The organism is Candidatus Ornithobacterium hominis, assembly GCF_951229915.1.
In the GTDB taxonomy this organism is placed as follows: Bacteria; Bacteroidota; Bacteroidia; order Flavobacteriales; family Weeksellaceae; genus Ornithobacterium; species Ornithobacterium hominis.
In genome coordinates, this window is record NZ_OX579588.1 from 1,920,364 (window position 1) to 1,934,612 (window position 14,249).

Consider the following 14,249-nt stretch of genomic DNA (forward strand, 5'->3'; position numbering starts at 1 on the left):
AAATTTTCAAATATGGCATTTTTCAGGCGTTCCAAAAATACTAACAAACCCATTCTTGGGCAAGTGATATAGAGTTATTTTTCAAGGCAATGAAACAAAACCTTCAAATTAAAACCTTTATTGGAACGAGCGAAAACGCAGTAAAGTCACAAATTTATGTAGGATTTGATGTTTCTGACAGTTTGGATGTTCAAAGTAGTTTAGCTGCGTTGAAAAAAGCAATAAAATGCAGAAAGAAAAACAATAAACAACCTTTAATTCATCACTCGAACAGAGGATTACAATATTGTAGTACAGATTACCAATGCTTGCTAAATGAAAATAATATTTTATGTAGTATGACAGAAAGTTACGATCCTTATGCTAATGCTGTAGCAGAACGAGTAAATGGCATATTAAAGCAAGAATTTATGATTGATATGTATGGAAATAATTTACATGATAAAATTCAATTAGTTAAAGATGCTATTGATAAATACAACAATCTAAGACCTCATTATTCCTGTCATTACTTAACACCACAGCAAATGCACAAACAGAATAAAATTAAAATCAAAACATATAAAAAAATTGATGCTGAAAAGCTATCTTTTCAGCATCAATTAAATTAAATATCTTTGTAATATTAATTGTAACGCTTTTTTAGGACGCTACAGTCCGCAAAGAAGCAGAATAAAGAAGCCGAGATTTTAAGAGAAAAAAGCCCGAAAAAGAGCCTTAAAAAGTCCATTTACAAGCCAAAAAACGACCGACAAAAGCCCCCGAAAATCAGCCGAACCAAAAAGAGAAAAACAAACGAAAAAAAGCCCCGAAAAAAGAAGAAAATCAAAACCTAAAAAAACACCCAAAAATCACCAAGAAAAAAAGCCCGACCCCCCCAAAAACAGGCTGAAAACGTTACGGACTGGGGCAAGGGAAAAAAGAGGGCAAAAATGTGATGAACGGCAAGCAGGGCAAGGGTTTACAGATGATTTGGGTGATTGTTGATAACTTTTTGGATTTCGCAGCTTTGAGCGGAACGAACAAGGCAAAAAAGAAGCCCCGAAGTTCGGGGCTTAGGTTTATTTTCTAACGTACCAATCTTCTTTATACAGCTTGAACAAATGCAAATCTTTTGGCGTAGAGTTCGGGGATTTTCGTAAAAGTGTAGGTAACTCTTGTTTGTCAGGATTGATATAAACGTTCCCTTCGGTATCTACTTGCACCAAACATAATTTATACCCGATAAAGTAATGTAAAGCTGTTTCAATTTGTTCTTTGCTTAGATAATCCTTTCCGCAACTTGAAAGAACCAAATGATTTTTAATCTCTACAACCGTTTTATCATTATCATTGAACTCAACTGCGTAAGGCGAACAGCTTCCTTTAAATTCATTGACAAAATATATGGAAGTGTTTCGTTGGTGTCCTTTACTTCTAAAATAAATGGATAATCCTTTGAGATTATCAAAATCAGTATTGCTGTATTTTTCAATGACGTTATCTATATCCATATTTTGACCTTTACAAGATTGAAGCAATACAGTCAACACCGCTATTAAATAAAATGCTCTTTTCATTTCTTAACGTTTTTTTATTGGTGGTGCTGATAATCCCGTTGATGGCGACCAAGTCCTATCTCTAAATTGATTTGTTTTTGAAAAATCAACTCCTCTACCAATCGAAAATTGGTCGTCTGACGAATCCCATTGTGATGGATAACCATTTGTTCCTGAATTAAACAAACTATTGTAGTGGGCTGCTGCTTTTAGTGTTCCCTTGCTAAACCCTAACGAATGTCCAGCCGCACCCCAAAGGAAGTTTCCAAAATTCATATGGTTGTGAGCGTTGCCGTCTCCTTCCGGAATAAAAAGCATTGGAGATGGTGTGGTTAATGGGGCTGCACTTGCTCCTTCCGCTGCAAATTCCGAAGGTATAGCAGAGTATGAAAAATCAAGTTTTCCGCCCCCTTTACTTTCGGTATTCATATATGACCACTCATTTTCACGATTTGTTTTGTCGAAAGCTCCTGCTTCACCAAGCATTTTACCAACTCTATCCAAACCAACAAATACAACTTTATTTATCGTACCTGCGTCTATTGCTGCGGGGTCTGCCGAAGGGTCTGCGAAATTATAAGTTCCTTCCACTTTTCCAGTAGTGGAATTTTCAATAACTATCCTGTCGGGTTTATTTGTCTTATCAGTTCTAACATAATCTCCCTTTTCATTAAAAATATAATCATCGGGTGGCATCACACCAACCGCCATTCTACCGTCAGGGTCAATAAACCTAATAGGATTATTTAATGTATAGGTATATGGCGATGTTTCTGGATACTTCTCTGCCAGCGGGTCTACATTCAAGAAAATGCTCACTTTCGGGTCATAATACCTCGCTCCATAGTAGTATAATCCAGTCTCACTGTCCAGCTCCTTTCCATTAAACAGATACGGCATGGTCTTGCTTGTACTGTGTTCCTCAAACAACACCTCTCCAAACGCAATATACTCTGTATGCTGGGTTATCCGTCCTTCCCTATCGGTGATGTAACTGCTTGACCCCAAATGGTCTGGGTGGTAAAAATACAAATTTTTCTCTATTATTCCATTATCTATGAAGCCATACCCTGCTTTTACGGTCTGTGGCGTAATCGGGTCTCCGTACTGCACAGGCGGACCTGGGACATCTCCCGGCTCATTGAACTTCGGTGGTCTTGGCCAGCCTTCGGGCGGTTCTTGGTCTTGGCGGATATTCTGCCAATTAACGCTCGGGTAAGGCTGTTCTGTCCATTCTGGGCTGGCGTAGATGCCGTGCTGTGTCGGCGGACCTGGGGGGACTTTTAGTCCTCTTATGTAGTTGTCCCTTGCTTCCTGCATTTGGGCGTTTTGGCGGATGTAGTCTATTCCTCCTGCTGAAATCCCCCTATTATTGTGATGAAAAGTCCCTTCGCCCAGCTTGCTCACTATCCTGCTGCTTCCCTCAAAATAATGCTTGGTGAATCTGCCTTTCTGCACCACAAAATAAGGGTTCACATAGGCGGTATAGTCGTCCATATGGGTGATGACGGCCGATGTCAGCCCGTTGGTCACCACCGTACTGCTCTCCCCACTGCTTTTCACGACTCTCTCGCCCGTGTGGTCGTAAGTGTAGAGATGCAGTTTTCCATTATCATTAATGCCTCTCAGCCTATTTTCCTCGTCCCAGACCATAGCGCGGAAGCTCTTAGATTCCTCGTAATAGAGAGGGTTTCCGTTGCCATCATACTGGTAAGTTCGGGCTTTAGGTTTGCCCATCTCCATGATTTCACTTGGGGCGTGAGGGTGGGAAGGGTTGTTGTAGCTGTAGTCCAGCGTATAGCCCTTCTGCACCCCGCCAGAGAGGTGGTTTAGTTCTTTCTTTGTGATGGAGTTAAGATTATTATAACTCATTTTCAGCTCATAGCTGGCGCTGGTGAGCTCTCCGGTGTAGTTTCCTTTGGCGAGGGTCAGCCGGTTGAGATTATCATACTGATATTCATAGCTGGAAGCCCCGCCCAGTGCATTGCGGATAATTGGGAGCTGGTTCTCCACCTTGAGGATATTCCCTACCAAATCATACGCATAACGGTTGTTCTGGATAAGGAAACTTCCCACGCCTCCTGCTGGGGTAAGACTTTCGGCCTTGAGCTGTTCAAGGCGTCTCATCACAGGGTCGTAATGGTAACGGGTCTCGGTATCGTTTCCGTAGAGACGGTATACTTTCTGCTCAAACTCATCATAGCCCTGCTGTTTCAGGTAGGTGTAGGCATGCTCCTCACTTGGTGCTGTGCCTTCGGGAGCTTTATAGCCTTTCAGGCTCGTTAAGTTCCCTGCAATATTATACCCAAAGTCCAGTCTTTCCCCATCAGGATAAACCAGCTTTTGGATACGGTTCCAGCTGTCGTATTCATACTGGGTGACATAGGTCTGCACTTCTACGGGCTTTATACGCAGACTTCGGATTTCCTTAGTCACCTCGCCCATATCTCCGTAGAAGTATTCTGTTCCTCCACTGGCATCTTCTACCAGCCAGAGTCTTCCTCTTCTTCCTGCCTGCTCATTCTGTGCTCCATAGTGGTAGCGGACATTGTTTTCAGGATATTTCGGGTATTTTATCTCCTGCAGGCGGTTGTAGTCATAGTGGTAGGTGATATAGCCATCAGGCATTTCTTCGCGTATCTGGCTGGTTTGTCTCTTGATGAGATTTCCTGCCTTGTCATAGACCAGAATAGTCGTTCCTGCATCAGGATGTACTAATTTGGTTCTTCTTCCTAAGAGGTCATACTCGTTCAGGGTTTGGTGTCCCTGTGCATCAGTTACCTTGGTAAGCTCTCCTATGGCACTGTATTCAAAATGGGTCTCTGTGCCGTCAGGCTGCACTTGGGTCAGCACTCTTCCCTGCGCATCGGTATAGGTATGGCTTTGCCTATTGAGCGCATCAGTCTGTGTGGTGTGCAGGGTATTTTCTCCCTTGTGGTGAGTGATTTTATAGGCCGTTTTCACGCTGGAACCATCAGGCAGAATCTGCTCTACCGGCCGGTCTTTCTCATCATAGAGGGTTTTGGTCGGCGGGATGCTGCTGCTTGGTGCGGGCACCAGCTGGCTCTGCACCGATGCCGTGAATGGATAATAGGTCTCTACTACCCTGCCTAAGGCGTCATAGATCTGTTTTCCAGAGATGATGTGTTTTTCTTCATCAGCAAGTCCTCTTCCTTTGAAGATACTTGCGGTCTTTTTCACCTGCACCGCTCTTCCCAGTCCGTCAGCATAGGCATAGGTTTCTATAGCTCGGTTATGTTCAGGGTCGTAGTTTCTGGTCAGTGCATAAGGCAGCTGTCCAGCAGGACGAGACTGATTAAGGTTCGGATATTCATAACGGATGGTGTAGGGTTTTCCAGCTTTGGCTTCTTTAGGTCCTAAGATACTGATGGTTCTTCCCTTAGCATCCAGCGTATAGAGCATACTCTCCCCGTTTCGGTCAGTAGTTTTTACTGGTGCTCCAAAGCGGTAGTCATATTCTATGGTATTTTCATACCCAAAATGATCTTTAATCTTGGTAATATGGCTGTGAGTTTCAGGGTTGTACTGATAGCTGAGCTGTGAGCGTTGTCCTTTCTCATTCTCTGCTCCAGTTACCTGTATCAGGTTGCCGTATTCATCATAAGAAAGCTGTGTCTCTGTATAGATTCCTACTCCAGAGAACTGGCGTATTTTGATGACTTCTGCGGTCTGCGGGTGGATGTCTGCTTCCCGTTTTCTTACCTCTCCATTAGCATCTTTTACGATGATACTTTGGGCAATACCCCCGAAGTAAGGGGTTGCACTTTCATAATAGCGGATATCAGCTTCTATCTTATCAGAAGGTTTTCCTGCTCCATGGTCTATGTACTTGACGATATTTCCTACTCGGTCATAGTGTTTCTCTGTTTTCTTTTCTAGATAATCGCTCTGCTCATATACTCGTTCTCTCTCTTCTTTTGGTGCGATGAATACAGATTTTGTATCCATCTGCGGAAGAGAAAGTTGGTTCGACGGGATTACCGCTCCGCTTTGTGCATCTGCGATGTGGTAAGTTACACCGCTTTCGCTGAGTTTCGCTCCATTTTTATCAAAGGTTGTACTTTTCTTAAGCTGAGATTTTCTAAAAAAGTCTTCATTATAATATTCCTGAACGCTGGTTCTCAGCACTGTACCATCTTGTGGATTGATCTGCTTCTGCTTTACCTCGCCATAACCATAGAAACTGCGCTCTCTTCGGTCATAGTAAGGTTTGTTGTATTCAAATCTTGAGATAGCGTAATCTTCTCCATCACCAGTATAGCCATCAAATACCTTTACTTCTTTAAGTACCCATTGGCTGTTAGGGTTTTCATAAGTTGGCATTTTACGCTCATAATCTATTTCAAACCAGCTTCCTGTTGCTGTTTCTACTCGCTTCAGCATATTGGTTCTGCGGATATTAGAATAGGCTACTCTCAGGTCATTTTCATCTTCAGAGAGTACATAATCTAAGTTGCCATCACCATCTACATCAAGGAAAGTAGCCTCTACACGGTTAGTATTAGTTCCATAGGAGCCTCCTTCTGTAAAACTGAGACGGACAAATATAGCAGGTATATTAAATCCAAAGGAAAGGTTCACACCCCCTCCATGACTTATGGAGACATTTCTTCCTACAGGTCTTCCTGCTGTTCTAGGAATGAATAGAGGAGTGGTATCCCATCGGTTTCCAAGGTTAGGATAAACAAGAGTTCCATGGTCTTGGTAGATTACTTTATCTGCCAGTCCATCACCGGTCATATCCAGCAGCTGAGTTTTCATATCAGTGATGGATTTTCCGTAGCTGTATCCTCCAGTAAAGGATCCTGATTGTTTAGAATATCCAAGACTTGAACCGCCGCTGGTATCTGTACTTTCTCCTTTGTTGAGAGTTCCAAAATTCCAAGGTTCTGGACTCCAGAAGCCGTATCCGGTATTGTAGGCAACAGAACTGCTTGTGACTCTGTCTGCCAGCCCGTCTCCATTAATATCGGTATAGGTATGCTCTGCATGGTCTTCTCCAGAAGAGATGCCTCCGCTGAGCCCCAGCGTTGCTTTTGCCTTATCAGCATCTTGTGCTCCTTGGGTAGCAGTATTTTGCTGCTGTTGGGTAGATTTCTCTGTATTTTTAGAAGCAGACGATTTAGCTAAAGGATGAACATAGGTTCCATTCATAGACCCTCCTCGGTTAGAAGATTTAGAATGCGTAAAATCTCCTATTCCAGCTGTCTGTCCTGAGATGCCTCCTCTCGGGGTGGTATACTGCACGAAGCCTCCACGGACAAAATCTGGGAAACGGTCACCATTAAAATCCGCCATGGTCTCTTTGATGTAGGTGTCTCCAGAACCTCTGGAACTACCAATTCCTACACTTCCCCCTCCTAAATTTGCTCCTATAGAGAAGACCTCACTACGCCCTTCATTAATCATATTTAAGGCTCTACCACTACCTCCTGAAAGCACAGGAAGTGAAGTGTCTAAATACTGAATAATATCATTTTCCCCTAATCTGGAAGGAGAAAACTCCTCTCTGCTGATATAAATATCATCTTCTATTCCTGTAAATCTTGAAATAGGAGTATTCCCTTTTGTTCTAATGAAATAATGGCTAGAAACTTCCATTTCTGGACGGGCAATACTTCCATCATGTTGACTAGGATCTACATTAGGAGGGTTAGAGCTGTCATAATTTCCATAGTTCTCTACCAGCAGACTTTGGTCTATGATACTAGAAGCTTTAGTTCCATTAAGCACAAAACTTCCCCATCCTCTAAAGGCTTTACCAAATTTTACTTCACTATGAGGTTCCTCAAAAGGAATATAAACTCCATAATCTTTGTGTTGCTGAATGGAGGTAGCAATATGATGACGATGAGTAGGAGTATATCGAGGGTCTGTCTTCGCCAGTCTTATAGAATCCTTAATTTGAGCTTTTATTTCAAAATGATGGTCATCAAGGAATTCTTTCATTTTTTTATTGGAAACATTAGCTTCTAGAAAAACTTCTTTTCCTAATACCACAGAATCAGATACTATATCAGAAGGTTTTGGATTCAGACTTAGTATCCCATTCACTACCTTGTAGCGTTTACGCGCTACTACTTTTCCTTCCTGCTTTGCTGTTAGAAGGATATCTCCACTGGTTGGTGGGGTTCCTGGAGCGGGAGCAGGTGTTGGTGAAGTAGGAGGAGTAGCAGAATATAGATGAATCCTTAGCTTTCCTTTTTGTGAAGGCATCATATAGCGTGGAGTATAGAAGTTATCAAGCTTCTCATATATTTTAAAATCTGCACTAATCGGATGGCTGACATTTCTCCTCTCTCCGTCTACATATTCTATACTAGGTCTAAAGTCTATATTTCTCCAGTTAATTTCTGTTTCACTTTCTATTTCTACTTTCAGTGCTTCAGCCTGCTGGAAGCTACCCAGCGGGATTAAAGACAAATCATAGGTAGCAGCAGCTTCACTGAAATACTGCTCATGAACAAGCGTTTTACTGCCATGAGTAAGGTCTATCTTATAAAATTTTAATTTAATACCATCTGTAGTAGCTCCTTTTACAAAGTTACCTCTTAATGTAGGACGAGTATCGCTTGAAAAAGCATACATCTGCTCAGAAGAAAAGAGAATATCCTCTATGGTATATTTCTTTAAATCAAGGCTGTTCTCATCCTGTGCTGCAGCAAGAGAAGTATAAGTAATCTCTGGTTTCCAAAAAGTTTTATCATAGTTTCCATCTTCCTTAGAGCTTACTCTGAAGTAAAGCACATCTCCTTTCTGTACATTGAGTTCTTCTGTTTTGAATTTCAAGGCATAATCATCTGCAGTAATATCTTCCTGCCAAACAAGATTTCCTTTATGCTGAAAATAAAGCTTTACCCCATCTGCTTTTGGAGTGCCATCGTTTTTAGTATACTCAGCTCTTTTAGGAGATAAATCTTCTATCAATTTGTAGGTATGGGAAATGGAAATTCTTCCTGCCACTGGAGCTTTCCAGGTTCTTACCACATCATGAAGCGGATTGTTTCTTTCCAATTCCTCTCGGGTAATTCCCGTGGTTCCTGAGATGCTAAGGGTTCCTGTGTTGAGAATAGGAGAAGGCGTACCTGTACTATTTGGTGAGAATGTTGGTATTCCATTTACCAAACGGTTATAGTATATCGTTCCTCTATTGGCAAAATCTACCAGCCCATCTCCATTGAAGTCCATAAAATAACTTTCAGTGATACTCTTAGATACCTGTTTGTTATAACCGATAGGAAACCCTACTTTATCGCTAAGATTAACCATTAAATCTACTCCAAAATTATAGGAATTAGATTTTGTTCTTCCTAAACTAGAGAGATTAATAGGAATTTTGGGACCAAAATCTTCTGTTCCTAAAGCGGTAAGGTTTTTTCTATAGTAAACGCTGCTACCATCAATATAAATTTTATCAGGAAGGTTATCTCCATCTATATCCTGAAAGAGAACTTTAGAATGAGTGCTTCCCCAGTTGCTTCCTCCACCGCCTCCTAAGGTATTGTTATTAAATCTTCCTATTCCTGTAATTCCTACTCCCACTCGGAAGTTTACCCCTCCACTCTCGGAGTTGGAAGTTCCCACCAGTGTAGGTTTACCAGAAAAACCATCTATTCCTAGAATAGTATAGGCAATGTTATCAGATGGAACTTGCCAAGTTTTAAAAGCTCCAAAAGGAATATAATTGCCATTACTGTCATGAACATCATCATAATAATCCATTTTGTTAGTATAGAAAAGCTGTCCTTCAGCATCATAACTGCGGATTTCTTTCAGTAATGTTTTTTTGAAGGCACCCTCTCTGTAGACCAACTCATAAGAGCGAACCATTTGTCCAGAGTACTTTATTTCTATTTTTCGAAGAAGCCTGTCGTGCTGTTGTTTAAAACCAAGCCTTGCAGAAATTTGAACATCATTTCTTAGGTTTTCTCCCAAGTCTTTGTCTGTAATAAAATGTACAGAGTAAGCTCCTTTGGTGTTGTTTTTTCCAGTATAATAAATACTTTTAGGGTAGAGTACCCCTCCATCTTTTACATATTCATAGTGGATACTGTTTCCTTTCAGGTCTTTCTGAGAAAAAATCGCCCAGTGCCCTATATTACCCTGAGGATCTGCAAGCACAGAAGAAGCAACTATACTGTTTTCATCTCTCCCATAGTAAAAAGTAACCCCGCTTTTAGATTTTACCATCCAATGATAATTATTAGGATGGTTTCCTTTTCTAATGATTTGGTTAAAGCTCCCTTCCCTTCTTGGGTAAAAATGCTTGTTTGTAGTTCTGTTTTCCCACTCATTTCTGTGAGTGTTAGGTAGAAGTTCTTCTCCTGATAAAATATAAGATTCTGTCTCATATTGAGCATCATAACGAGGTGCTCCCCAACGGGTATCAATACTTAGAGATGGAAGGGTTAAATTCCATCCTGTTCCCAGCCAGCTTTGACCGCCATTACTGCTGTATTGTATACTCAGCCCTGGCTGCATACCCGCTCTTCCAGCTGGAAGATCTATAGAAAAAGAGGTTGAAGCTGAGCCGTCTGGACTTGCTGAAGGTGGAGAAACTGACTGTACTCCAACAAAAGGGCTTGCAGCTTTGAGTCCACGGATGCTGGTAGGAGTAAAACCTGAAGTATCGGGACTTTCAGGAAGTTTGATAATTCCCGCAATAAAGGCTGAAGATTCTTTAGTTTTCCCGCTGACACTCTCTGCTAAATGAGATTTTACTTCTGATTGTGGAAGTTTCTGCCATCGCTTTTTAGCTCTGTCGTAGAAGAAAATGGAAATGTCTTTTTCAGTATATCCTTCTGGGATTTTAGTTTTGTCATAAGCAATTTCAATAGAAATTTCCTTTTCAAATAAAATTCCCCTAGGCCGCATACGATAGCCCTCCGCATTTTTTGTTAGATTAATTATGTTGCTTCCTAGAGCAGGAAGATTTCTTTTATTTAGGGCAGAAACAGATACTCTTAGTGCCTTAGAGACACTTCCTTCTGGAAATTCAGCCCAAAATCCCTTCTGACTGATGACCGCTGCAGAGGAAGGAGTAACAAGCTTACTTGATAAACTAGGATGTTCTTCTGTAGTATCAGGTTTATTTTTGTTTTCTATTTCTTTAGTGCTGAAAAAGTCTAAATGCCTTGAAGCATAGGTTACAGCTCCTAAGCTGGCACTTATCCCTAAAAATAAAAATATATGATAGATGTATTTTTTTCTCATGTTGATACAACTAATGAACAATAAGTTTTAAGCTGTTTTCTCCCAATAGTGTTTTAATATGGATGATATATACCCCTGAAACACCAATATTTCCATGATATTCATACTGAGATAGATTATAGAAATTCTGTGACTGCATGAGCCTTCCCTCTATGGTATAAATGCTGACCTGTCCGCTGGTGGTTTTAGGGAACGCTGCCTGAAGCGTAAAATTTCCTCCTGGAGCAGGATTAGGATAGAGCAGAATCTGCGAATCCGCAATTTCATTTTCTACATAAGTCTTGAATTTAGAAACAGATTTACAGCCATGCTCGTTTTTGATTCTAAGCTCATAGTCACCTGCCTGGCTGAGGAGATAATTTTTGTTTTCTGAAACTAGACGACCGTTCTGGTACCACTGATAGGCATAGTTCCCTTTAGGCAAGCTTTCTTCTGGAGACAGCAGCAGTGGTTTTTTAGCGATAATATATTCTGAATTGAGATTTGGTAGCGGAGCATCTCCGTCAGAGAGATAAAAGCTATCCTTGTAAGTCCTTCCATAAGCATCAGAAATGTTATATAAATACTTTCCTGAAGAAAGGCGCAGAGCCTTTTGATTAAGCTCTTCAGAGCTTAAGTTCATACTTTGCTGATAGGAAGGAGTTTCTTCTCTATGAAGGGTTACATGATAAGGAGCCTGCCCTCCCACAATATTAAATCTTACTTTTCCAGAGAGGCTTTCCCTGCATTTGGAGGCTTCTATATCTAGATGAGAAAACATCTCTGGTGCTATCCAGATACTATAAGCAGTCTGCCCATTGGCGGAATCTTCCCAATTATTTAAAATAAATGGCTTTTGAGAGGAAACTTTTCCTAATTTATGATACTTTGTTGAAGTGGGATGAAATAATCGCTCCTTAGAAGAATCTGTGACCAGCCAATAGTAATCATTTTTCTCACTAGACTTTGCTTCTTTATCACTTGAAAGAGGAGGCAGGACTCTAGGGTCAGCCTTCCAATGCAGTTCTATATCAGAATGTTTATGATAATCCATTAACCAAACTCTGGAGAGTCCTCTGGGCTGACCTTCTTTTTGTTTTTTTAGTTCTAATTCTTTCCCATTATCACTCCAGAAAACAAAATAACCATCTGGAATTTCCTTGCCATTTTTTGCAGTGAGCCCTACGGTAATCATCTGCTCATCATTAGAATTTCTGCTGACCATCTGGGAGATTTCTCCCTCTTTATCTTTTCCTACAGCTGTAATATTTTGATTAAATTCCTTGTGTTCAGTATAATCCCATATTTTCTCTCCTCTACTGTTATAGTAATTTTTATATTCTGTCTGGCTGAGAGAAACACCATATTTAATGGATAAATATGATGCTACCTGCTGCATTTCCATAGGGGAAAGTACTCGGTCATAAAGTAAAATTTCTCCAATATATCCAGAAAATCCTTCAAGTGGCAGATGAGCTATTTTTCCTGCTAAATGAAGTTCGTACTGAGAAGATTTATTTGGGGTATTATTTTCCTTGGACTCTAGATTTTTATAATGCTGGTAATAATGAATTTTTACCTTGTCTCTATTTCCCTGCGGATAGCTGCTGTACATGGTTTTTTCCATATCAGCAAAACGACGGTTGGTAGCTACTAGTTTATACTGAGCAGCAGATGTATTTAAAAGAGACCATAGGGGGTATTCTCCCTCGTTTTTTTCTCCTTTATAAACTACAAAAAGTGAGTAATGTTCTGCTGCAGATTTTTCTAAAGGCAGAGAAATTGTTTTTCCTTCTTTGATGTAAAAAACTGGATTTCCATTGATGCTAAGCCCTTCTGCTTTATCAAAATGAATTTCCTGTCCTTTTATTTTTTCTTTTACCTGTGTTTTTCCTTTTTCCTTTTCGGTTTTTATCCAGTAGAGCGGAGTGGGAACTCCTGAAGGATATTTTTCTTGTGCATAAACCTTATAAAAGGAAAGTAAAACTCCTAGTGAAAAATAAAGTTTCCTCATATTTTTCGTATATTTTAAAAGTTATTGTATCCGTCAAAAGTAAAGCGGTAACCGATATCGAGGAAAAAAGCATTGACCATGTTATTCTGCTCTCGGTAGCGGTGTCCATTCTGCTGTGTTTCCAAAGCGTCTGACAATCCCAAATGATAACGGATGCCTATATTCAGTTTATTATCAAACTCATAACCAATACCCATACCTAAATGGAAATAGTCCTTCCCTTCCAATGACTGTTTTAAAACATTCTGTACCACAGCATCAGGCTCAAAATAAACACCCGACCTTCTGGACATCTCTGCTCCATTGGAGCGGTATTCCAAAACATCTTTATCTAAATTAAAGTTAAAATAAGGACCTGCTCCTGCATAAAAACCTTCTGTAAAGTAAAACTTTACCATAACCCCTGCATTGAGGCTATGATAAGGAAATTTAAGGGTATAGTTTAATCCGTTGGTGTCGGTATATTCAACTTGTCCAGGCTGGTAGGAATAGTAGAGTTCTGGCTGAAAACTGATTCTCACTTCAGGATAGTACCAGTTTAAGAAAGCTCCTGCTCCATAACCAAATTTATAGGGTTCTTTTATGGTATAACTTGCATATATATTATCAGGGATAAGTACCTTTTCAATATTGGTGATTTTAGAATATATTCCTCCTGCAAATACACCATAAGTAATTCTTCTTTCTAAACGCTGTCCATATGCTGCTGAAGCAGAAATCAGCAACAACAAAAATCCTATTTTTTTCATTTCTTTTTACCAATTATGAAAACTATATCCTACAGAGAGACTTAGATGAGAGCTGCGATTAGTGTTTTCCAAAAATTGAAAAGAAGTCACTCTATTTCCTATCATATCTCCCACACCATGATAATATCTTAAATCAAAATGAAAATTATCCTCAAGTTCATATCCTAAGGAAAAGCTCAGATTAAAATCATCCTTCCCCACAATTCCTTCTCTATAGAACTGACGAAAATTGGTGTCATAGAGACCATTACGCTCTTTGGAGTTATAACTTATTGCATGTGGAGTAAGATTTTTAGAATAGAAGGCTCCTATGCCTATATTTAACCCTAAGAAAGGATATACCTTATAAATTCCGCCAAGCATTAAATATGAATACCTAAGCCCTAGTTTGTAACTACTGCCCGTGGTTTCGTTGTTGTAATTTACTTCTGCGCCTGAATAACGAAATAATAGCTCCGGCTGAATAGCAACTCTGGAAGCAGGAAGTTTATAATTTAAAAAAAGACCGCCTTCAACTCCAAAAACACCCTTACTTGTAATATCAAACAATTGTCGATTGTTTTCCCTTCCAATAAGCATCTCTGGGAGATTGGTAACACGGGAATGCAGAGCTCCAAGTTTCAGACCATAGGTTAAATTATCTAAATACTGACCTTTGGATAGTCCAGAAATTAGCAGTAGCATTAAACCTAGTTTCTTCATCTTCTATTTGAATGTTTATTTAACAAATTTTAA

At 40.1% G+C, this 14,249-nt stretch carries 6 protein-coding genes; 1 reads left to right on the forward strand and 5 read right to left on the reverse strand.

From position 1 onward, the window contains the following. The first annotated feature begins 182 nt into the window (after positions 1 to 182). Positions 183 to 611, forward strand: a complete 429-nt coding sequence (locus QOX03_RS09520; RefSeq protein ID WP_434800621.1) for an integrase core domain-containing protein — start codon at positions 183 to 185, stop codon at positions 609 to 611. Between the two features lie 450 nt (positions 612 to 1,061). On the opposite strand, the gene QOX03_RS09005 is transcribed toward QOX03_RS09520, so the two are convergent. Genes QOX03_RS09005 through QOX03_RS09025 form a run of 5 tightly spaced genes read right to left on the reverse strand, consistent with a single transcriptional unit; the run spans position 1,062 to position 14,216 of the window. Further along, positions 1,062 to 1,559, reverse strand: a complete 498-nt coding sequence (locus tag QOX03_RS09005; RefSeq protein WP_283670878.1) for a hypothetical protein — start codon at positions 1,557 to 1,559, stop codon at positions 1,062 to 1,064. Positions 1,560 to 1,562: 3 nt separating this feature from the next. Continuing rightward, positions 1,563 to 10,772 (reverse strand): SpvB/TcaC N-terminal domain-containing protein, encoded by a 9,210-nt coding sequence (locus QOX03_RS09010; RefSeq protein WP_283670880.1) that lies wholly within the window; start codon positions 10,770 to 10,772, stop codon positions 1,563 to 1,565. A 10-nt stretch (positions 10,773 to 10,782) separates the two neighbouring features. Further along, positions 10,783 to 12,765, reverse strand: a complete 1,983-nt coding sequence (locus tag QOX03_RS09015; RefSeq protein ID WP_283670875.1) for a T9SS type A sorting domain-containing protein — start codon at positions 12,763 to 12,765, stop codon at positions 10,783 to 10,785. Positions 12,766 to 12,779: 14 nt separating this feature from the next. Then, positions 12,780 to 13,514 carry an outer membrane beta-barrel protein gene (locus tag QOX03_RS09020; protein ID WP_119059892.1) on the reverse strand — a complete coding sequence of 245 codons (735 nt, stop codon included), beginning with the start codon at positions 13,512 to 13,514 and terminating at the stop codon, positions 12,780 to 12,782. Positions 13,515 to 13,520: 6 nt separating this feature from the next. Next, a complete protein-coding gene (locus QOX03_RS09025; protein WP_119059891.1) occupies positions 13,521 to 14,216 on the reverse strand; it encodes an outer membrane beta-barrel protein in 696 nt (231 codons plus the stop codon). Between the last annotated feature and the right edge of the window lie 33 nt (positions 14,217 to 14,249).